The organism is Kitasatospora sp. Ki12 (assembly GCF_054601375.1).
The window spans coordinates 1-21,034 of the sequence record NZ_BAAIHT010000004.1; the positions used below are offsets into that span (position 1 = coordinate 1).

The 21,034-nt window shown below is 75.9% G+C and carries 17 protein-coding genes and 1 pseudogene; 14 read left to right on the forward strand and 4 right to left on the reverse strand.

The genetic code is table 11. The features are described 5' to 3' along the window. Positions 1–256, reverse strand: a 256-nt coding sequence (locus tag ACYP53_RS39500; protein WP_459650983.1) for a hypothetical protein, incomplete at its 3' end; no start/stop codon positions are given. On the opposite strand from ACYP53_RS39500, the gene ACYP53_RS39505 reads away from it, so the two are divergent. The 6 genes and pseudogenes from ACYP53_RS39505 (at position 257) to ACYP53_RS39530 (ending at position 6,911) form a co-directional block, all read left to right on the forward strand. Next, entirely contained in the window at positions 257–421 is a 165-nt protein-coding gene (locus ACYP53_RS39505; protein ID WP_459650984.1) for an SRPBCC family protein, read from the forward strand. Between the two features lie 56 nt (positions 422–477). Beyond that, complete coding sequence (locus tag ACYP53_RS39510; protein ID WP_459650985.1) at positions 478–1,827, forward strand: carotenoid oxygenase family protein; 1,350 nt, start codon at positions 478–480, stop codon at positions 1,825–1,827. A gap of 264 nt (positions 1,828–2,091) precedes the next feature. Continuing rightward, positions 2,092–3,357, forward strand: coding sequence for an NAD(P)/FAD-dependent oxidoreductase (locus ACYP53_RS39515; RefSeq protein ID WP_459651203.1), 1,266 nt, complete (start codon positions 2,092–2,094; stop codon positions 3,355–3,357). A gap of 285 nt (positions 3,358–3,642) precedes the next feature. Further along, positions 3,643–4,179 (forward strand): annotated as a pseudogene (locus tag ACYP53_RS39520) (sigma-70 family RNA polymerase sigma factor); the annotation flags it as partial. Between the two features lie 131 nt (positions 4,180–4,310). Continuing rightward, the gene (locus ACYP53_RS39525) at positions 4,311–5,312 is read left to right on the forward strand and encodes a MerR family transcriptional regulator (protein ID WP_459650986.1); all 1,002 of its coding nucleotides are present in this window, start codon (positions 4,311–4,313) and stop codon (positions 5,310–5,312) included. Positions 5,313–5,408: 96 nt separating this feature from the next. Continuing rightward, positions 5,409–6,911, forward strand: coding sequence for an SDR family oxidoreductase (locus ACYP53_RS39530; protein WP_459650987.1), 1,503 nt, complete (start codon positions 5,409–5,411; stop codon positions 6,909–6,911). Here the strand turns inward: ACYP53_RS39530 and ACYP53_RS39535 are convergent. Next, entirely contained in the window at positions 6,874–7,176 is a 303-nt protein-coding gene (locus tag ACYP53_RS39535) for a hypothetical protein (RefSeq protein WP_189924448.1), read from the reverse strand. The two genes, ACYP53_RS39530 and ACYP53_RS39535, sit on opposite strands and share 38 nt — an antisense overlap. Positions 7,177–7,417: 241 nt before the next feature. Continuing rightward, positions 7,418–7,801 (reverse strand): hypothetical protein, encoded by a 384-nt coding sequence (locus ACYP53_RS39540; protein ID WP_459650988.1) that lies wholly within the window; start codon positions 7,799–7,801, stop codon positions 7,418–7,420. 240 nt (positions 7,802–8,041) lie between these two features. Here ACYP53_RS39540 and ACYP53_RS39545 point away from each other — a divergent pair, with 240 nt between their 5' ends. The 6 genes from ACYP53_RS39545 (at position 8,042) to ACYP53_RS39570 (ending at position 16,058) form a co-directional block, all read left to right on the forward strand. Continuing rightward, complete coding sequence (locus ACYP53_RS39545; RefSeq protein WP_459650989.1) at positions 8,042–8,884, forward strand: GNAT family N-acetyltransferase; 843 nt, start codon at positions 8,042–8,044, stop codon at positions 8,882–8,884. A gap of 118 nt (positions 8,885–9,002) precedes the next feature. Then, a complete protein-coding gene (infA, locus tag ACYP53_RS39550; RefSeq protein WP_189924455.1) occupies positions 9,003–9,227 on the forward strand; it encodes a translation initiation factor IF-1 in 225 nt (74 codons plus the stop codon). Positions 9,228–9,378: 151 nt separating this feature from the next. Continuing rightward, the gene (locus ACYP53_RS39555; protein WP_459650990.1) at positions 9,379–10,431 is read left to right on the forward strand and encodes an alpha/beta fold hydrolase; all 1,053 of its coding nucleotides are present in this window, start codon (positions 9,379–9,381) and stop codon (positions 10,429–10,431) included. A 283-nt stretch (positions 10,432–10,714) separates the two neighbouring features. After that, positions 10,715–11,893, forward strand: coding sequence for a hypothetical protein (locus tag ACYP53_RS39560; RefSeq protein ID WP_189924459.1), 1,179 nt, complete (start codon positions 10,715–10,717; stop codon positions 11,891–11,893). 66 nt (positions 11,894–11,959) lie between these two features. Further along, positions 11,960–14,908 (forward strand): protein kinase domain-containing protein, encoded by a 2,949-nt coding sequence (locus ACYP53_RS39565; protein WP_459650991.1) that lies wholly within the window; start codon positions 11,960–11,962, stop codon positions 14,906–14,908. 124 nt (positions 14,909–15,032) lie between these two features. After that, positions 15,033–16,058: a DUF4232 domain-containing protein gene (locus ACYP53_RS39570; RefSeq protein WP_459650992.1), complete on the forward strand. Its 1,026-nt coding sequence runs from the start codon at positions 15,033–15,035 to the stop codon at positions 16,056–16,058. A gap of 51 nt (positions 16,059–16,109) precedes the next feature. Here the strand turns inward: ACYP53_RS39570 and ACYP53_RS39575 are convergent, their stop codons facing one another. Continuing rightward, on the reverse strand, positions 16,110–18,176 hold the full coding sequence (locus tag ACYP53_RS39575) for a WD40 repeat domain-containing protein (protein ID WP_459650993.1): 2,067 nt from the start codon (positions 18,174–18,176) through the stop codon (positions 16,110–16,112). Positions 18,177–18,484: 308 nt separating this feature from the next. Here ACYP53_RS39575 and ACYP53_RS39580 point away from each other — a divergent pair, with 308 nt between their 5' ends. Beyond that, positions 18,485–19,663, forward strand: coding sequence for an RNA-guided endonuclease InsQ/TnpB family protein (locus ACYP53_RS39580; protein WP_459650994.1), 1,179 nt, complete (start codon positions 18,485–18,487; stop codon positions 19,661–19,663). A gap of 544 nt (positions 19,664–20,207) precedes the next feature. Continuing rightward, positions 20,208–21,002 (forward strand): glycoside hydrolase family 25 protein, encoded by a 795-nt coding sequence (locus ACYP53_RS39585; protein WP_459650995.1) that lies wholly within the window; start codon positions 20,208–20,210, stop codon positions 21,000–21,002. The last annotated feature ends 32 nt before the right edge of the window (positions 21,003–21,034 follow it).

The window sequence follows — 21,034 nt, forward strand, 5'->3', positions numbered from 1 at the left end:
CCGCCCCCGTCATCGCCCGCCTGTCCACCGTCATCGACGCGCCCCTGGACACCGTCTGGGCCCTGCACACCGGCATCGGCGACTGGCCCGTCTGGAACACCGACATCGACCAGGCCCGCCTCCACAGCCCGCTCGCCGAGGGCGCCGTCTTCACCTGGCGCACCCACGGGCTGACCATCACCTCGACCGTCCGCGAGCTGGTGCCCGCGCCCGGATCGTCTGGGGCGGCCCCGCCAACGGCATCGACGGCGTCCACGTGTGGACCTTCGAGCAGACCGGCGACCAGGTCACCGTCCACACCGAGGAGTCCTGGAGCGGCGAGCCCGTCGACGCCATGCCGGAGGAACTCGGCCAGGCCCTGCGCACCTCCCTGGAGAGCTGGCTCACCTGCCTCAAGAACCGCGCCGAGAAGCGCGCCTGACCGCCGAGCCACCCAAGCCACCCGAGCCACCCCACCGAGACAGCGAGGACCCGACCATGACCGCCGCCAAGCCCTACCTGACCGGCCACTACACCCCGGCCGTCGACGAGATCACCGCCACCGGGCTGACCGTCGAGGGCACCCTGCCCCCGGAGCTCACCGGCCGGCTCGTCCGCAACAGCCACAACCCCAAGCCCGGCATCACGCCCACCCACTGGTTCAAGGGCAGCGGCATGGTCCACGGCATCCGGCTGCGCGACGGACGCGCCGAGTGGTACCGCAACCGCTGGGTGCGCACCCCCGCCCTGGACGGCGCCCCCTACCTCACCGAACACGGCCCCGACCTGACCGCCAGCACCGCCGGCACCCACGTCATCGAGCACGCCGGACGCCTGCTCGCGCTCAGCGAGGCCAACCTGCCCTTCGAGCTCACCCCCGAACTGGAGACCGTCGGCGCCTACGACTTCGCCGGCACGCTGCGCACCGCGATGACCGCCCACCCCAAGGTCGACCCCGCCACCGGCGAACTGCACTTCTTCGGCTCCTCGCCCCTCCCGCCCTACCTCACCCACCACGTCGCCGACGCGAGCGGCGCGATCGTCCACAGCGCCGAGGTCCCCGGCGCGAGCGCCGCCCTCAAGCACGACTTCGCGATCACCCGCCACCACGTGGTGTTCGTCGAGGGCTCCGTCACCTTCGACCCCGCCGAACACTCCGGCATCCCGTACGGCTGGGACGACGAGCAGCCCGCCCGGATCGGCGTGATGCCGCGCGGCGCGGACGGCGCCGGACGGATCCGCTGGTACCCGGTCGAGCCCGGCTCCCTGCTGCACGCCGCCAACGCCTACGAGGACGAGCGGGGCCGGATCGTCCTGGAGGGCCCGGCCGTCGACCGGGAGGGCTTCGTCCTGTCCTGGAACTGGTGGGTCGGCGCCCCCGGCCGCGGCACCGAGCCCACCACCGCCTCGCGCACCCGCCGTTGGGTGATCGACCCGGCGGCCGGCACCGTCGCCGAGTACACCGTGGACGACCTCGCCACCGAGTTCCCCACCATCAACGAGGACCTGCTCGGCGCCGAGCACCGCTACCAGTACGCCGTCTCCTTCCCCGACTCCGACGGCCTCGGCGGCTACGGCGTCGTCAAGTACGACCGCACCACCGGGGAACGCCGCATCCACGAGGTCGGCGACGCCCGGATGCCCAGCGAGGCCGTCTTCGTCCCCGCCGCCGGCGCCACCCGCGAGGACGACGGCTACCTGCTCACCGTCGTCTCCGACCTCAAGCAGGACGCCTCCCGGCTGCTCGTCCTGGACGCCTCCGGCCTCGGACAGCTGGCCGCCGTCCACCTGCCGCGCCGCGTCACGGCCGGCATCCACGGCTCCTGGATCCCGGACACCGCCCACTGAACCCCGGCCCGGCCGCCGTACGGGCCCTGCCCGGCCTCCCGGCGCACGGAACCGGGAGGCCCGTCCAATCCGCCGCCCCGCCCGCTCCGAACAACGGACGCGGCCCCCACGGGCGTTGCCCAGCCGCACGCGCACCGCACCGCACCGCACCGGGCCGATCGGAAGGGACCCCCGTTGACCGCCGCCCCCACCGCCGCCACCCCCGCACCCCCGAGCGGACGACCCGCCCCCCGGCGCGCCCCGCGCACCCCCGGCCGCCGCCGGATCGCCGTCGTCGGCGCGGGCGTGGCCGGCCTCACCGCGGCCTGGGAACTGCGGCGCGCCGGCGCCGAGGTCGAACTCTTCGAAGCCGGCGGACGGCTCGGCGGCCACGCCCGCACCCAGCACGTCACCACCCCCGACGGCCGCGAACTCGCCCTGGACACCGGCTTCCTGATCCACGACGAGCACACCTGCCCCCACCTGGTACGGCTCCTGCGCGACCTCGCCGTCCCCACCCGGGACGCCGACGCGGCCATCGCCGTGCACTGCGAGGGCTGCGGCCTCGAGTACGCCGGCACCGACGGACCGGCCGGACTCCTCGCCCGTCCCGAACCGCTGCTGCGCCCCCGCTACCTGCGCCTGCTCGCCGACATCCCGCGCTTCCGCGCCCGCGCCCGCCGCCTGCTCACCCACCCCGGCGCCGGCGACCCCACCCTGCGCGACTTCCTCCTCGACGAATGCTTCTCCGGCTACTTCGCCCACCACTACCTGGCCCCCCTCGTCGCCGCCGCCCGCCCCTGCACCGCCCCCGACCCGGCCGGCGACCACCCCGCCCGCCACCTGTTCACCCTCCTCGACCGGCACGGCCTGCTCTCGGACTCCCGCCCGCCCGCCTGGCGCACCGTCACCGGCGGATCCGCCGCGTACGTGCGGCGCATCGCCGACCGCCTCACCGCCGTCCACCGCCACACCCCCGTCCGGGCGGTCCACCGCCACCTCGACGGCATCACCCTCACCACCGCGGACGGCCGCCGCGCCGAGGCCGACGCCGTCGTCGTCGCCACCCACGCCGGCCAGGCCCTGGACCTGCTCGCCGACCCCACCCGCGCCGAACGCGAGGTCCTCGCCGCCTTCCGCTACACCCGCACCCCGACCGTCCTGCACCGCGACACCTCCGTCCTGCCCGGCACCCGGTGGGCCCGCGGCTCCTGGAACTACCGCATGCCCCACTGCACCGCCCCGGCCGGCACCGCGCGGATCAGCCATCACCTCAACCGGCTGCTGCGCCTGGACACCGCCGAGGACTACCTGGTCACCCGCAACGAGGCGCCCCACGACCCCGTCCCCGAGCACCTGGTGATCTCCCGCGCCGTCCACGAGCACCCCGTCCACACCGCCGAGACCGTCGCCGCCCAGCGCCGGCTGCCCGGACTCAGCACCGGACGCACCGCGTTCGCCGGAGCCCACCACGGCTGGGGCTCCCCCGAGGACGGCTGCCGCTCCGGCCTGGCCGCCGCCCGCGCCCTGCTCGGCGCCGGCGCCCCCTGACACCCGCCGGTACGACCTGACGCCCGCCGGTACGACCTGACGCCCGCCGGGCCCCGGCCACTGGCACAAAACGCTGCGCAAACGCTGCGAGTACCCGGACGGGCCGGCCCTGCGCGACGGTCGGAGGGTGCCGGCGACGATCGACCGGGCACCCGGCGGGCCCGCCCCCGAGGCGCCCGCCCCCCACGCACCCGGCGCCGGGCCGCCAACCCCCGAGGCACCCGGCGCCGGGCCGCCGACCCCGAGGCACCCGCCGACCGGGGAAGCGCCGACCGGCGGGCCGGGCTGCGCGCGCTGGTGGCCCGGACCGCCCGCGGCGACGAACGGGCCTTCGAGGACCTCTACGGCGCCACCGCCGCGGCCGTCCTCGCCCTGGTCCTGCGCGTGCTGCGGGACCGCGCCCAGGCCGAGGAGGTGACCCAGGAGGTGTTCTGGCAGGTGTGGCGGGAGGCGCCGCGCTACCGCCCCGAGCGCGGCGAGGTCCTGCCCTGGCTGCTCACCCTGGCCCACCGGCGAGCCGTCGACCGGGTCCGCTCCGCCCGCGCCGCCGCCGACCGCGACCGCGCCGCCGCCCTGCGCGCCTACACCCCGGACTTCGACCAGGTCGCCGACCAGGCCATCGACCGGGTCGAGGGCCGGCGGGAACGCGACCGGCTCCGGCGCGCCCTGGCCACGCTGAGCGAGGTCCAGCGCGAGTGCCTGCTCCTGGTCTACGTCGGCGGCTGCACCCAGGCCCAGGCCGCCGCCCGGACCGGGGCGCCGCTGGGCACCGTCAAGACCCGCATCCGCGACGCCCTGCGCCACCTGCGCGGCCACCTCGGCGACGGCCCCGACGGCCCCGGTGCCCCCGACGGCCCTGGTGCCCCCAGCGGCTCCGGTGCCCCCGGCGTCCGGGCGTGGCGGTCCGCGCGTCCGCCCGGCACCGCGCCCCGCCCCGCCGTAGGCTCGCCGCCGTGACCGCCCCCGCCGCCGCGGCCGCCGCCGCCCTGACCACCGGCGCCCTCGCCCGACGGCTCGGTGTCTCGCCCACCACCGTCCGCTCCTGGGAGAGCCGCTACGGCATCGGCCCGGCCCACCGCGACCCCGGACGCCACCGCCGGTGGGGGCCGCAGGACGTGGCCGTGCTGGAGGAGATGTGCCGCCTCACCGCCCGCGGCGTCGCCCCCGCCGAAGCCGCGCGCGCCGCCCTGGCCACCCGTACCGGACCGGCCGGCGGTACGGCGGCCCCGCTCCCGCGCCAGGCCCCGGCCGTGCCCGCCCCCGGCGGCAACACCCTGCCGGTGGGCACCGTCCGCCCCGAGTGCCGGGGACTGGCCCGCGCCGCCGTACGCCTCGACGCGCCCGAGATGGCCCGCATCCTGCGCCGCTCCATCGACGACCTCGGCGCGGTCACCGCCTGGGCCGAGGTCATGACCCCGGCCCTGCGGGCGGCCGGCCGCAAGTGGGCCGCCGAGGGCGAACGCTGCGTCGAGGTGGAACACCTGCTCTCCTGGCACGTCGCCGCCGCCCTGCGCCGGGCCGCCGACCGGGCCGCCGACCGGACCCGCGACGGGGCCGGGGACCCGGACGACGTGCCGCCGGGACCGGCCGCGCTGCTGGCCGGCATGCCCACCGAACTGCACTCCCTGCCGCTGGAGGCGGTCGCCGCGGGGCTGGCCGAACGCGGGCTGCCGTTCCGGATGTTCGGCGCCGCCCTGCCCACCGAGGCGCTCCTGGAGGCGGTGCGCCGCACCGGCCCGCCTGCCGTCCTACTCTGGTCCCAGGTCGCCCGCACCGCCGACCGGGCGCTGGCCCACCGCGTCGCCCGCACCACCTGGGGCCCGCACGGCGCGCGCACCGGCCCCGTCGTGCTGGCCGCCGGCCCCGGCTGGGCCGGCCCCCGCCGCCCGCCCGGCACCCTGAGACCCCGTGACCTGGCCACCGCCCTCGACCAGTTGGAGCGACTGCTGCGCTGACCGGCCCGCCCCGGCCCGGCCACGGTCCGGCGGTGTCGAAAGGACACCGAGAGGACGTCGAGAGGACAGCGAGAGGACGTCGAAAGGAGACGGACGATGGACGAGCGACCCCCGACCGGGCGGCACTGCCTGGTCACCGGAGCCACCGGCTACATCGGCGGCCGCCTGGTACCCGAACTCCTCGCCGCCGGGCACCGGGTGCGCTGCCTGGCCCGCGACCCCGGACGGCTGCGCGACCAGCCGTGGCGCGCCGGCGTCGAGGCGGTGGCCGGCGACGTCACCCGGCCCGGGACCCTGGCCGGCGCCTTCGACGGCGTCGACGTCGCGTACTACCTCGTCCACTCGCTCGGCACCGGCCCGCACTTCGACACCACCGACCGGCACGCCGCCCGCGCCTTCGCCCGGGCCGCCGCCGCGGCCGGGGTGGCCCGCATCGTCTACCTCAGCGGGCTGCTGCCCGCCGGCGTCCCCGAACCCGAACTCTCCGCGCACCTGCGCTCGCGCGCCGAGGTCGGCCGCGTCCTGCGCTCCACCGGGGTGCCCACCACCGAACTGCGGGCCGCGGTCATCATCGGCTCCGGCTCCGCCTCCTTCGAGATGCTCCGCTACCTCACCGAGCGCCTGCCCGTCATGGTCACCCCCCGCTGGGTCGACACCCGCATCCAGCCCATCGCCGTCCGCGACGTACTGGCCTACCTGGTCGGCGCCGCCGGTCTGCCGCCCCAGGCCGACCGGCCCTTCGACATCGGCGGACCGGACGTCCTCACCTACCGCCTGATGATGCACCGCTACGCCGAGGCGGCCGGCCTGCACCGGCGGCTGATCCTGCCCGTGCCCGTCCTGACCCCGGCCCTGTCCAGCCACTGGGTCGGCCTGGTCACCCCCGTCCCCGGCCCGCTCGCCCGCCCGCTGGTGGAATCCCTGCGCCACGAGGTGGTCTGCCACGAGCACGACATCGCCCGCTGGATCCCCGACCCGCCCGGCGGCCTCACCGGCTTCGACCGCGCCGTCGAACTCGCCCTGCGCCGCGTCCGGGACGCCCGCGTCGACACCCGCTGGTCCTCCGCCTCCCTGCCCGGCGCCCCCAGCGACCCGCTGCCCACCGACCCCGACTGGGCCGGCGGCAGCCTCTACCAGGACTTGCGCGAACGGCATGTGGCCGCCGACCCGGCGGCCCTGTGGCGGGTCGTCGAGGGCATCGGCGGTGACAACGGCTGGTACTCCCTGCCCTTCGCCTGGGCCCTGCGCGGCACCCTCGACCGCCTGGCCGGCGGCGTCGGCCTGCGCCGCGGCCGCCGCGACCGCCACCGCCTGCGGGTCGGCGACGCCCTCGACTTCTGGCGGGTGGAGGAGATCGAACCCGGCCGCCTGCTGCGCCTGCGGGCCGAGATGCGGCTGCCCGGCCTGGCCTGGCTCGAACTGCGGGTCGCCCCCGACGGGGACGGCGGCGCGCGCTACCGCCAGCGCGCCCTGTTCCACCCGCACGGCCTGGCCGGACACGCCTACTGGTGGGCGATGGCGCCCTTCCACGGCCCGGTGTTCGGCGCCATGGCGCGCAACATCACCGACCGCGCCCGCCGACCGGGCCCGCCTCCCTGACCGCGCCGGCCTCTTCGGCGGGGCCGCTGCCCTCGGCGGGGCCGGCCGGCTCCAGGGCCACGTCGAGCACATCCACCATCCGGCGCAGCTTCTGCTGCACCCGCACCGCCTCCGGCCGCGGCACCCGCACCACCGCCCGGGCCGGGGCCGGCGCCGCGGTGCTGAAGGCGAGGTCCAGCACGCGGTGGTTGTTGAGGGTGGAGGCGAGCCGCGCCAGCGTCCCCGTGGTGGGGCGCAGGGTGACGGTGAGCCGGGCGTGTTCCATGGCGACGGTCCTGTCTGTGGGTGGGACTGGCGGGCCGGAAAAGCAGAAAGACCCCTCGCGGAGTGCGAGAGGTCTGCGTGCGGGCGGTGGGCCGGGGAGGGTCACTCCTCCCGGCACGGTGCCGGCACGCCGCGGCTGATAATCAGCTGCTGCTGCATGCCCCGCATGCTGGCAGAAACCCGCGGGGGTGGGACGGGCCGTCTCACCCTGCGGGACACCGGGGGCGATACCGCAGTCGCGCTCAGTCGTAGACGTGCCCGGGCGACACGCGCCGGGGCAGGGGCAGTCGCCAGTCGCCCTCCCGGGCGGTGAGGACCCGACGGGCCGAGGCCCGCATCCCGTCCCAGCGCGCCTCGGCGGCCAGGGCGTCGGCCCACCGGCCGGTGGCCGTCCCGCCGAAGAGCCGGTGGATGGTCCTGACGTCCTCCAGGACCTCCGGTGCGAGGGTTCCCCGCTCCGCCATGGCCTCGGCCAGTTGCAGGACGAGCTCGATGTCATCGGTCAGGGCGGCGGTCCGCACCCGGTGCTCACGGGCCCAGGCCAGCTGGTCGGCGGGGTCGGCCGCGAGGACGGCCAGCAACCGCCTCGTCCAGCGCTGCCCGAGGTCGTTGTCGTCAGGGTTCATCGGAGCAGGGTCGCACCGGACCGTCCCGGCCCGCCCGCCCGGGGCTCCGGCGGTGAAACCGGTTGGTCCGGTCGGCTCCGGGCTGCTACGGTCTGCGAAGCCGTGATGACGACGCGAGGAGGTGAGACCCATGAAGGCGGTAACCGCGTGGGTGCTCCCCCTCTTCACCACGGCGGGCGATTGACGTTCATGTCGCCCGGGAGAGCGCCTCGTACCAGGCACTCCCGAAAGGCAACACCCATGAACGTCTCGCACCCCGCCCCGGACCACTCCGCCCAGGGCCATTCCACCCCGGACCTTTCCCTCCCGGCCGCCGACGGCCGCGCGCTCGTGGTCACCCGGATCTCGGACACCCAGTGGCAGGCCGTGGAGGACGACCGCGTGGTCGGCAGCGGCGACACCTCGCGCCGGCCCGACGGACGGCTGTTCGTCAGCGTCGACGCCTGGCAGGGCCCGGTCTTCGACCGCATCGCCCGCACCATGCTGACCGACCTGCCCGAACCGCTGCACACCGTCACCGACGAGGCCGACCAGGAGGCGACCGCCGCCTGGCAGCGCGTCGGCTTCGCGGTCGTACGCCGCGAGTGGGGCTACACCGTGCCCACCGACCCGCGCACCACCGGCCTCGGCCCGGTACGGCCCCCGGCGGGCGTGACCGTCCTGGCGCCCGGCGAGGCGCGGGAGGAGCCGCTGCGCGACCTGGACCGGGCCATCCACCGGGAGGTCGAGGCCGGCGCCGGCTGGTCGGCGATGCCCGCCCAGATCCTGCCCCGCCCGGCGGGCACCACCGTGGTCCACCCCGTGAAGTACACCGTGGCCCACGAGGACGGCCGCTACGTCGGGCTGCTGCGGACCGCGCCGCTGCCGCGCCGGCCGCGGATCGGCCTGCTCGCCGTGCGCGCCGACCACCAGCGCCGCGGCATCGCCCGCGCACTGCTGGCCCACGCACTGGACTCGCTGCACCGCGACGGCGTCACCACGGCCTGGGCCGAGGTGGCGGAGACCAACGCGGCCGCCACCGCCCTGTTCGAGGGCATCGGCGCCCGCCGCGCGGGCAGCACCCTCGAACTCGTCCGACACTGACGCCAACCGGCACCACCACGGACACCACGGACACCACCGGCGCCACCCGGCGCCACCGACAGCACCGCCACCACGGCGCCGCCCCGGCGCCCCATCACCGAACGGAGAGGTGAGAGACATGGCCAAGACAGCAGACGGCATCGAAGTCGAAGGCACCGTCACCGAGTGCCTGCGCAACGCCACCTTCAGGGTGGAACTGTCCAACGGGCACATCGTGCTCGCCCACATCAGCGGCAAGGTCCGCAAGAACCACATCAAGATCCTCCCGCACGACCGGGTGCTCGTGGAGCTCAGCCCCTACGACCTCACCCGCGGCCGGATCCGCTACCGCTACCGCTCATAGCGGTTCTCGGTACGGTCATCCTTCCGTGACTCCGTCCGGTGACTCAGCGTCATGTGACTGATGTGCGTGAGCGCTTCGCGGCTCACAGTGGGTGGGGCCGGCCGCCGGATCCCGGCGCCGGCCGACACCACCGCACCACGGAGGAACGAGCATGATCGACAGGCGCACCTTCACCAAGGCCGTCGGGTTCGGGGCGGGCGCGAGCGCCCTGTCCCTGGCGGCCCTGCCCCAGACCGCCCCGGCCGCGCCCGCAGCACCCGCCCCGGGAGCCGCCGGGTCCGCCGGGTCCGCCGGGCGGACCGGGTTCGCCCGGACGGCGCAGGTCCGCGCCGGGGTGCTGGACGTCGGCTACGCCGAGGACGGCCCGGCGGACGGTCCCGTGGTCATCTGCCTGCACGGCTGGCCGTACGACATCCACAGCTACGTGGACGTGGCACCGCTGCTCGCCGCGCAGGGCTACCGGGTGATCGTGCCCTACCTGCGCGGGCACGGCACGACGCGCTTCCTGTCCGCCCGCACGCCCCGCAACGCCCAGCAGGCGGCGGTCGCGTTGGACGTCGTCGCGCTGATGGACGCGCTGGGGATCGAACGGGCGGTGCTGGCCGGCTTCGACTGGGGCTCGCGCACCGCCGACATCGTCGCCGCGCTGTGGCCCGAGCGGGTCAAGGCGCTGGTGTCGGTCAGCGGATACCTGATCACCGACGTGGCGAAGCAGCGGGAGCCGCTGGCGGCCGCCGCCGAGCACACCTGGTGGTACCAGTTCTACTTCGCCACCGAGCGCGGCCGCCTGGCCATGGAGGACCGGGACAAGCGGCGCGCCCTGTGCCGCCTGGTCTGGGAGAACGTCTCACCGACCTGGGCCTTCGACGACGCCGTGTTCGAGCGCACCGCCGTCGCCTTCGACAACCCCGACTACCCGGCGATCGTCATCCACAACTACCGCTGGCGGCTGGGCCTTGCCGAGGGCGAGCACCGCTACGACCGGCTGGAGCAGCGGCTCGCCGCCCGGCCCCGGATCGCCGTGCCCACCGTCACCCTCGACCCCGGGCGCGACCCCTTCACCGCCCCCGGAGACGGCACCGGCTACCGCCAGTACTTCACCGGCCCCTACCTCCACCGCACCCTCGCGGACGTCGGCCACAACCTGCCGCAGGAGGCGCCGGACGCCTTCGTCCGGGCCGTCCTGGACGCCGACCGCCTCTGACGGCCCGGCCTGCCGGGGGTCTGCCGACGGGTCAGCCGGGGGTCGGCGCTTCGCGGACCCGGCCGGGAGCTACCGTCCGCGGCGTCGACGGCCCCGGGCTCCCCGCGACACCACGCGGGGGGCCCGGAGCCGTTCACCTGTTCATCCTCCCGACCGCTCGCCCGCGAACTTCCCGATCGCGTAACGGGACTGACGTATCGTCCGGGACACCCGGCGCGACACCCCCCGAGGTCGCTAGCCTCTACACCGGAACAAGGGGCGGGCGAACGGCGTGGGGTGGGGCGTGGCGAGCGACCTGGCGGCGTTGCGCCGCATGGAACGCCATCTGCGGGGCCGCCCCGAGCGGGCCGACTTCCTGCTCGACCTCTCCAACATCGTCCGCGAACGCGGCCTGGGCGGCGGCACCCCCCGGGCGCTGGACCGGCTGCGCCTGGTCCTGGCGGCGCTGCGCGCCTTCGAACAGGACCGGGAGGTCACCGTCCACGCCATCGCCGACGACAGCCTGCTGCGCCCCGAGTACGACGCGCTCTACCCCGACCCCGCCGAGCCCGCCCTGCTGCGGCAATGGCGCGACCACGGCCTGATCACCTCCCGCGAGAGCGCCGACCCCGACCTGCTCGACCACGCCCGGTCGCTCGGCACCCCCGTCATCAGCAGCGACCTCTACACCGGCCACCGCGGCCGCCACCCCTGGATCCAGGGCGACCGCGAGCGGTTCCTCGCCCCCGCATGGGGCGGCGGCCGCCCGGTGCGCCTGGTCCGCCGCGACATGCGGGTGTTCGCCGACCGGGTCGTCTCCCGGGAACGCGAGATCGACGACCTGCGGGCGAGCAACCTGCTGGTCCGCGGCCGGCCCCGCGCCGAGATCCTGGAACGCTCCTGGCGGTGCCCGGTCGACGGCTGCCACCCCGCCCCCGCCGTGCGGCGCGACAAGGTGGTCTGCCGCGCGCACGGCACCCTGCTGAAGGACACCGGCCCCCGGCGTCGCCGCGCCCAGCTCAAGGTCCTGGTCGACGGGGAGTGCCGCGCCTGGGAGAACCTCACCGAGGACGACCGCACCGAATTCGTCCTCGGCCGGGCCAACCTCGCCCGCATCGAGGACCGGCACCTCGACGAGGACCGGCGCCTGGCCGTCTCCCGCCGGCACCTGCTGATCGTCTCCCGCCGCGGCACGCTGCGGGCACTCGACACCAGCGGCAAGGCCGTCAGCAGGATCCGCACGATCCGCCCCGGACAGGACCCCACCCCCTGGAAACCGCTCCCGCACCTGCGGGAAGCCTGCGAACAGCGGCCCCGCGAACGGCTGTTCCACGCCTTCGGCCCGGACGACGAGATCGAGGTCCAACCCGGGATCGTCCTGCGCCGCAGCGGCCAGCGCTGGCCCGGCGAACGCGCCGAGGGCGTGCGCGCCAAACCGCCCAGGCGCCCGCCGGACGGCGACGAGCCGACGCGCCAGGGCTGACGCGCCGGGCGCGCTGGGACCGACGGACCACCGGGAACGCCCGCGACGCCTCCGGGCGGTGCTCCGGTGAGGAACAGTGAGGGGATCACGGTGGAGTACCTGGAGGACGACGATCCCGAGACGATCGGCCCGTACCGGCTCTTCGGCCGGCTCGGCCGGGGCGGCTGGGGCAACGTCTACTACGCCCGGCGCACCGGCCACGACGTACGGTTCGGGCGCGGCGTGGCGCTCAAGACCATCCGCCCCGACCGGCTCGCGCGCGACCCCGAGCTCTTCCGCCGCCGCTTCGACCGCGAGGTCGTGGCCGCCCGCGCGGTCGACAGCGCCTACACCGCCGAGGTGGTCGACGCCGACACCGGCGCCGCCGAACCCTGGTTCGCCACCTGCTACATCCGCGGCGTCGACCTGGCCACCGCCCTGGAGGTCTGCGGCGGCCCGCTGCCACTGCGCACCTGGCGGGTGCTCGCCACCGGCCTGGTCAACGCGCTGGACGCCATCCACGCGGCCGGCCTGGTCCACCGCGACCTCAAACTCGGCAACGTCCTGCTGGCCGGCGCCGGACCGCGGGTCATCGACTTCGGCATCGCCCGCCACCTCGACCCCGCCGACGAGACCGTGCTGACAGGTACCCAGGTTCCCGCGACGATCACCTTCGCCGCGCCCGAGCAACTGCTCTACCAGGAGGTCGGCCCGGCCTGCGACGTCTTCGCGCTGGGCCTGGTCCTCGCCTCCGTCGCCCTCAACGGCAACCCCTTCGGCCCGGGGATCCCCAGGCAGATCGCCTCCAACATCCTCAACGGACGGCCGCGGCTGGACGGGCTGCCGCCGGAGGTGGACCGGGTGGTCCGCCCCTGCCTGGAACCGCACCCGGACGACCGCCCCAGGCTCGCCGACCTCGCGGCCCTGCTGCCGGACGCCCCGCCCAAGGCACGCGACTGGTTCCCGCCGGCGCTCTGGGCGGCGGTCGAGGAACGCTCCGGCCTGGCCGTCGACCTGGAGGAACCCCTGCGCCGCCGCCCGGCAGCGGCGGCGGCGCAGCCACGGCCCGGTGCGGCGTCCGGGGCCGAGCCGACCCGGGTCGACCCGCTCGCCGAAGCGCCGATCGAAGCGCCGACCGAATCGCTCGCCGCGTTCGGCGCCCGGCTGCGGCTGGAACACGACCTGGGGCCCACACCGACCACCGCGCAGGGCGGCCAGGGCACCACCCTGCCGCCGCCCCGGCCTTCCGCGCCTTCCGCGCCTTCCGTCCCTCCCGCGCCTCCCGTGCTTCCCCGGCGGCCGGAGGAGCGGCAGCCGCCCGGATCGGAGCAGACGGCCGTCCTGTCCCGGCCCACCCCCGCCGCTTCGCCCGCGCCCACGCCGCCGCTCCGGAGCGGCGTTCCCGGTGCCAAGTACCGGGCCGGCGCGCGGGCCGGGGACCCCGAGGCCATGCACCGGCTCGCCGCCAGCCACCGCAGCGCTCGGGACTGGGGCGCGGCCTTGTGGTGGTACCGGAAGGCCGCCGAGGCGGGCCGGGCCGGGGCGGCCGGCGAGGCCGCCGGGATGATCGAACGCCACCTCCCCGAGCGCCGCGAGCAACTCCTCGCCTTCCACCGGATGGCGGCCGAGGCCGGGGACACCGCGTCGATGATGCGGCTGGGCGAACTGCTGCGGGAGGGCGAGGGAGTGACCGGGCCGATGGAGGCCATCGCCTGGTACGAGCGCGCGGCGGCCCGCCGGCACGAGGGCGCATCCGGGGCAGCGGCCAGGGTCCGCGCCGCCCTGGTCGAACGGTTCGGCCCGCTGACCGAGGAACAGCTGGCGGTGCTGCGGCGCCACGAACTCGCCGCGGCCGAACGGAAGGTCACGGCGATGCTGGCGCTCGGCACCTGGCACCAGGGCCGCAAGCGCGACGAGCAGGCCCTCGGCTGGTTCCTGCGGGCCGCCGCCGAGGGCAGCCCGCACGGCATGACGATGGCCGCCAACCTGCTCAACCGGGATCCCGCCCGGCAGACCGAGGCGGCCGAGTGGTACCACCGGGCGGCCCGGCTCGGCAGCGTGGACGCCGCGCTGTGGGTGGGCCGCCGGACCCGCGACGAGGGCCGGCTCCCCGAGGCCCTGGAACAGCTGCGCCCGGCCGCGGAGAAGGGCCATGTGCCGTCCCTGAAGGACATGGGGGAGATCCTGGAACGGCTCGGCCGGCCGCGGGAGGCACTGGAGCACTACGCCCGGGCCGGCACGAAGGGGGACGTCCAGGCCAAGAAGGAGGCCCGCCGGGTCCGCCGCGCCCTGGGCCTGGCGGACACCACGCCGCAGGACCCCGCGCCGCAGGACCCCGCGCCGGCGGAACCCTCGCCCGCGCCCGTACCGCCGGCTGCGCCCCTGCCCGTACCCCCGCCCCCGCCCGTACCGCCGGCTGCGCCCCTGCCCGTACCGCCTGCGCCCGTACCGCCCCTGCCCGTACCGCCTGCGCCCGTACCGCCCGCGCCGCGGGCCGAGGCGGAGGCCCACGAGCGGGAGGGCCGGACGGCGGAGGCGCTGGAGGCCTTCACCCGGGCCGAGGTCGCGGGCGACCCGGACGCCAAGCACGACGTGGCCCGGCTCTGCCTGCTGCTGCGCGAGGACTCCACCGACCGGCTCGAACGCCGGCGCCTGCGCAAGCGCGCGCTCAAGCGCTACCGCGACCTCGCCGAGGCGGGGGACCTCGGGGCGGTGGCGGTCCTGGTCGACCTCGACGCCGTCAACGCGCACCACTGGCTGCTGCTGGCCGCCATGGCCGGGGAGGTCACCGCCATGCGCCGGGTGGCCCGGATCCGCCTGGAGGACCGCGACCACTGGACCGCCCTCGCCTGGCTGCGGCGGGCCGCCGAAGCCGGCGACACCGGGGCCTGGACGGAGGGCGCCGAGATCCACGAACAGCGCGGCGGTCACCGCCAGGCGCTCGCCTGGTACCGCTGGGCGCAGGAGCACGGCGACATCGACGCGCAGCGGCAGATCGCCCGCCTGGAGGCCGCGCACCCGGAGGCCGCGGACTGAGACGGAACGGCGGGGCGCGGCGGGGCGGGGCGAACCGGGCACGGGCGGGACCATTGCAGAGCTGTTGCACGGGGAGTGGCCCGGCTCACAGCCGTTCGGGTGCGGAGCATGATCGACTCGTCCGATGCACCAGTTCGAGAAGTCCAGCCGTCCGCTGACGGGCCGTCGGCCGGGAGCGGCCGCCGCGGCGGTCGCCGCCGTCCTGCTCACCGGCTGCGGGTCCCAGGTCACCGGGGCGGGCGGCACCCTGGCGCCGTCCGGCAGCGCCGGGCCGTGCGGGGTGGCGCTGCCGTCGCCCACCGCCGGCGCCCAGGTGCCGTCCGCGCTCGCCCGGGACGGGGTGCGGATCACCGCCGTCAACGCGGCCTGCGCGGAGTACGAGGTGACCAACCGGGGCACCGAACCGTCCGACGTCACGGTGCAGTTCGGCCTGTTCTCCCCGGCCGGCGCCGTGAAGGACTACGTGACGGAGACCGTCGCCGCGGTCGCCCCCGGGGCCACCGTGAAGCAGCGGCTCGACCTGAACGGGACCACGCCGACGGCCGGGCCGGGGTCCGGCGCGGCGTTCCCGCCGATCGAACCGGTCCAGCCGACGCGTCCGGGCACCGGCCCGGCCGCGCCGGGCGCCGCACCGCAGCTGAAGATCACCAAGGTCCGCAGCGTGCCCACCGCCGAGGCCCCGCGGCCCGACGGCCCCTGCCCCGCCTCCGGCCTGCGGCTGTACGCCGACGAGGGCGACGCCGCGATGGGCCTGCGCGTGCTCGGCCTGCACCTGCGCAACTGCGGCACGGCCACGGTCGACCTCGACGGCTACCCGACCCTGCAACTCCTCGACCTGGAGCACCGGCCCGTCGACGGGGTGCGGCTGCTGTCCGGCGGCGCCGAGATCGCCACCGGCACCGGCGCCGACAACCCGCCGCAGAAGATCGCGCTGCGCCCGGGCGAGGGCGCCCGCGCCACCCTGGTGTGGCGCAACACCACCCTGGACGGCGCCCCGGAGAACGTCCCCTACGTCAGGGTCCGCGCCACCCCGGACGCGGCCCCCGTGACGGTCACCCCCGAACTCGACCTGGGCACCACCGGCCGCCTGGGCATCGGCGCCTGGGCCCGGGAGTCCGGCGACCCGCGCCCCGCGACCAGGCCGTCCTGACACCCCGCCGTCCTGACACCCCGCTGTCCTGACACCCCGCCGGCCCACCGCTCAGCCGCAGCCCGGACGGTAGGGGACGGCGGGCAGCAGCCGGGACCACTCCTCGCGGGGCAGCGGCGCGCGCAGCACGGCGCAGGCCCGGGCGGCGGCGGTGCCCGGGGCGAGGGTCCACAGCGCGGCGGCGCCGTCGTCGCCGCCGACCAGGGCGCGCCCGTCGGGCAGGAAGGCCAGGGCCTCCAGCGACTGCCCCGGGCCGGTGACGGTGGCCGGGGCGGAGGCGGCGGCCGGGTTCCACAGCCGCAGCCGGCCGCCGCGGCCGACGCCGGCCACGGCGCGGCCGTCGGGGGTGAAGGCGAGGGCCTGGACGGTGTCGTCGCCCACCGGGTGCTCGCCGACGTCCAGCCGCCGGCCGGTGCGGGTGTCCCAGACGTGGACGAGCCGGTCGTTGCCGGTGGTGGCGAGCTGCCGGCCGTCCGCGCTGACGGCGATCCGGCGCACCAGGTCGTCGTGCCGGAACGGGCTCTGCCGCACCTCGTCGGCCGGGTCGGCGACGGCGAGCAGGTGGACGTACTGGGAGTCGTGGGCGAAGGCCAGTTCGGCGCCGTCGCCGAGGAAGGCGAGCGACAGGACGCGGTCCTTGTCGTCGTGCCGGCGCGGGCGCAGCGGTGAGCCGTCCGGGGCGCCGGTGAGCAGCCGTCCGTCCGCGGTGGCCGCCGCCAGGAGCGAGCCGTCGGGGCTGAGGGCGACGGCCGTGGGCTCGTCGCCGATGCCGGCCGAGGCGCGCGGCGACCCGTCCACGGCGCTGTACACGCGCAGGGAGCCGTCGGCGCCGGCGCTCACCAGGGTGCGGCCGGCCCGGTCGAAGGCCAGGGCGGTGACGGCCCTGCCGGTCGGCGCGGTGACGGTGACCAGGCGGGGCGCCGGTCCGGCCACGTCCCACAGCGCGGTGCGGCCGTCGGCGGTGGCGACCGCCGCCCGGTCCCCGGCCGAGGCGACGGCGGTGACCGGCGGACGGTCCGGGCCCGGTGCCAGGTCGGTGCCGCGCCGCAGGTCCCAGACCAGCACGCTGCCGGACGGCGAGCTGATCCCGGCCGAGGTGACGACGGTGCGGTTGTCGCCGCCGACGGCGACACCGAGGACGAAGGTGGGGTGGCCGCGCAGCTCGGCGGTGACCCGCCGGGTGGGCAGGTCCCAGACCAGGGCGCTGCGGTCGGCGCCGCCGGAGACCAGGGCGGTGCCGTCGGGGGTGAGGCCGAGCGCGTTGACCGAGCCGAGGTGACGGGCCGGCAGGTCGGTGACCGGCCAGTCCTGCAGCTCGTCCTCCTCCCCGGTGGCCGCGCTCCCGGCGCTACCGATGTCGCCGCCCGCCGCGCCGCCCGCCGGGGGCCGCCACAGCCGGATGCCGCCCTGCTCGTCGCCGACCGCCAGCAGCCCCCCGTCGGCCGCGAAGGCCAGCGAGCGCGGGGACGGCGAACGCCCCGAGAACACCACCGGCGCCCCGCCGTCCGCCCGCGCCGGCGCGTCCAGGTCCCGCACCAGCACCGTGCCGTCGGTGGCCGCCGAGGCGATCCGGTGCCCCGCGCCGAAGCCGAGGCCCTGGATCACCCCGGCGTGGTCGACCAGGGTGCGCACCGGCGGGGCGGCGCCCGCGTCGGTGCGCCACACCCACACCCGCCCCGGCAGGTCGGCGTCGCTGGTGCCCGCCGCGAGCAGCGCGCCGTCCCGGCTGAACGCCAGCCGCTTGGCGACGGTGGACGCGCCGGTGGCGCTCGGCGGCATCACCGGGGAGGGCAGCCGCTGCCGGTCGGCCACCCGCCACAGCAGCACCCGCCGCTGCGGGTCACGGGTGAGCGCGGCCGCCAGCAGCCGCCCGTCCGGGCTGAACTCCACGTCCTGCACGGGATGGCCCACCTCTCCCTGCAGTTCGGCGACCAGGGCGGTGGTGGCGGTGTCCCACAGCGCCACCCGGCCCCGCGAGTCGCCGGTGGCGACCAGCCGGCCGTCGGGGCTGAGCGCCAGCGCGTTGACGCCCCACCGGAAACCGGGGATCCGCCCGGCCAGGTACTGGGTCTGGGTGCTCAGCACCGCGTCGTCCGCGCTGCGGCGCAGCTCCGGCACCCCGGCCGCGGCGACCCGGCGGATGACAACGAGGACTCGGCAGATCCGGAGAGCCCGACGAAGGCTGATCCGTTGTGCTCCGTCAGCCCTTTGGCCGAGCAGATCTGCCCAGGTCCAGTTTGGGCCATGAGACCGACCTTCCTCCTCCGCGTTGGTGGCCGCGAGCCCGGTATGGACACCGGCGGCGGGTAGCCGGCTCGATCGGGGCGGTCGCCGGTGCCCAGCACCTGACCAGAGCGGCGGAGACCGCCGCGTTGTCAGAGCTGCGCGCTAGGTTGACCACGACGATCGGAGGGAGGTGTTCCACGATGTTGTCCGGTCGTAAGTATCGGCTTGAACTCGATCAGGCACAGGCTGAGTTGTGTGAGACCTTCGGCAACATCTGCCGCGACGTGTGGAATACCGCTCTTGAACAGCGTCGGGAGTACCGACGCCGTGGGGCATGGATGAACTACGTCCCGCAAGCTGCCGAGTTGGTCGACGCGAAGAAGGACTTCCCCTGGCTCAAGGATGCCCCCTCGCACGTGTTGCAGCAGACCCTTCGCGATCTGGACCGAGCGTGCCGGGAACATGGCATATTCAAGGTCAGGTGGCGTTCCAGGACCCGCTGGTCTCCGTCGTTCCGCTTCCCGGCCGGGAACCTGATCACTGTGGAGCGGATCGGCCGTAAGTGGGGCCGCGCGAAGCTGCCGAAGCTCGGATGGGTTCGGTTTCGCTGGTCCCGCCCGCTCGGCGGCGAGGTCCGTTCGGCCACGGTCACTCGCCAGAGGCAGCACTGGTTTGTCTCCTTTCTGGTGGAAACTGGCACGACCACCCCGGAGCAACACGCCATGCCGAACACGGCCGTGGGCGTGGACCGTGGCGTGAAGGTCGCGGTGACGACCAGCGACGGAGACTTCCGCGACCGGGCATATGCCACCCCCGGTGAGGCCGCCAGACTGCGTCGGCTGCAGCAGCGACTTGCGCGCTCCAGGCGAGGCAGCAACCGCCGCAAAGCCGTGTTGGCGAAGATCAACGTCATCACCGGGCGCGTCCGCAACCGGCGTGTCGAGTTCTGCGCACATACCGCATCCGAGCTGGCCACCCGAAATGCGGTTGTGGTGTTGGAAGACCTCCGCATCCGGTCGATGACCGCCTCAGCGGTTGGCACAGCGGAACAGCCTGGCAGGAACGTCCGAGCCAAAGCCGGGCTGAACCGGGCCATCCTCGACAAGGGATGGCACATGCTCGAACTCGCGCTGCGCAACGCGGCGCGCACCACCGGAACCAGCGTGGTTCTAGTCAACCCCGCGTACACGTCACAGACCTGCAACGCCTGCAAGCACGTGGACTCGAAGTCGCGTAAGAGCCAAGCCGACTTCCGATGCACCGCCTGTGGACACCAGGAGCACGCTGACGTGAACGCCGCGAAGAACATCCTCAACGCCGCAGGGCATGCGGTGTCAGGGCGTGGAGACCTCGGCTTTGGCCGGTCTGTGAAGCGCTAACCACCGGCGCCGCACGTGCGACCGGAATCCCGGCCCCTCGGGGCCGGGAGGAAGCCAAGTGGGACTTGTCGTAGTGCACCCGGTGGGCCAGCTCGGACTGCGAGAAACCCGCCGCCCGGCGTCGCTCGCGCAGCGCCGTCCCGAAACCCGGCTCCGGCCCGGGCGCGCCGTCCTCCGCCGGGCCCGGCGGCCGCTGCCCCGGCCCCTGCTGTCCCGGGCCTTGTTGCCCTGGCACCCGCCCGCGCTTGCCCTCCGTGTCCACCCGCCGCCCCCGATCCGGTCGTGTCCCAACCGTCCAACGAGCCCGCCCGGGGCGGGTCACGGGGTGTCGCGGCGACCCCTCGTACGAGTGGAACGGCAGGTCAGCGGGGTTGTCGAGATGCCCGCACCGGGCGACAACAGGCAACCGGTGCAAGGCCGGCGGCCGCTGGACGAAGCTCTCGGTGGCAGCAGATCCGACCGGACCGCCACCACCCCGGGGACGACGCACCGTCACCACCCCCGTCGTCACCACCCCCCAGCCGCACGCAGAGGAGAACCGCCGATGAACCCCGTCCCCCGCCGCACGATCCGGGGCCTGCTCCGGGGCACGGCCCGGGCGGCCGCCGTGACCGCCCTCGCCCTGTCCGCCCTCGGCGCGACGGCACTCGGCCCGGCCGCGAGCGCCGACGCCGGCCCGCAGGCGTACTCCGTACGCGGCTTCGACAGCTCCCACCACAGCCACGACACCGGCCACGGCGACCAGGCCTACGACTGGCCGGCCATCGCCCGCGGCGGCCAGTCCTTCGTCTACCTCAAGGCCACCGACGGCCTCACCTTCGACGACGGCTGGTTCACCCGCGACCTCGCCGGCGCCCGCTCGGTGAACCTCATCCACGGCGCCTACCACTTCTTCCGCCCCGACGGCGACGGCACCGCCCAGGCCGACCACTTCCTCGACGTCACCCGCCGCGCCGGCCACACCGGCACCAAGGCGGGCGAACTGCCACCCGCCCTCGACCTGGAACAGTGCACCCGCGACGGCCACCGCCTCCAGCTCGCCCAGGTCAAGGCCTTCCTGAAGCGGGTCGAACAGGCCACCGGCACCGCGCCGATCGTCTACACCCGCCGCGACATCGTCGACGACTGCCTCGGCGGCACCAAGGAACTGAGCGGCCACCACACCTGGCTCGCCCGCTACGGCACCACCGAACCCCGCCCGCTGCCCGGCGCCACCGGCTGGGACTTCTGGCAGTACAGCGAGCAGGCCACGGTGCCCGGCACCGCCGGCCACCCGATGGACGCCGACGTCTTCCACGGCGACCGCGCCGCGCTGCGCCGCCTCGCCCACCTGAACTGACCGAACCCCCGCCCGCAAGAACCGCGATTCCC

Excerpts from the sequence above, each read along its gene's own strand:
- ACYP53_RS39510 (WP_459650985.1), top strand. The coding sequence starts at position 478 with ATGACCGCCGCCAAGCCCTACCTGACCGGCCACTACACCCCGGCCGTC.
- ACYP53_RS39530 (WP_459650987.1), top strand. The coding sequence starts at position 5,409 with ATGGACGAGCGACCCCCGACCGGGCGGCACTGCCTGGTCACCGGAGCC.
- ACYP53_RS39535 (WP_189924448.1), bottom strand. The coding sequence starts at position 7,176 with ATGGAACACGCCCGGCTCACCGTCACCCTGCGCCCCACCACGGGGACG.
- ACYP53_RS39540 (WP_459650988.1), bottom strand. The coding sequence starts at position 7,801 with ATGAACCCTGACGACAACGACCTCGGGCAGCGCTGGACGAGGCGGTTG.
- ACYP53_RS39545 (WP_459650989.1), top strand. The coding sequence starts at position 8,042 with ATGAACGTCTCGCACCCCGCCCCGGACCACTCCGCCCAGGGCCATTCC.
- infA (WP_189924455.1), top strand. The coding sequence starts at position 9,003 with ATGGCCAAGACAGCAGACGGCATCGAAGTCGAAGGCACCGTCACCGAG.
- ACYP53_RS39555 (WP_459650990.1), top strand. The coding sequence starts at position 9,379 with ATGATCGACAGGCGCACCTTCACCAAGGCCGTCGGGTTCGGGGCGGGC.
- ACYP53_RS39570 (WP_459650992.1), top strand. The coding sequence starts at position 15,033 with ATGCACCAGTTCGAGAAGTCCAGCCGTCCGCTGACGGGCCGTCGGCCG.
- ACYP53_RS39580 (WP_459650994.1), top strand. The coding sequence starts at position 18,485 with ATGTTGTCCGGTCGTAAGTATCGGCTTGAACTCGATCAGGCACAGGCT.
- ACYP53_RS39585 (WP_459650995.1), top strand. The coding sequence starts at position 20,208 with ATGAACCCCGTCCCCCGCCGCACGATCCGGGGCCTGCTCCGGGGCACG.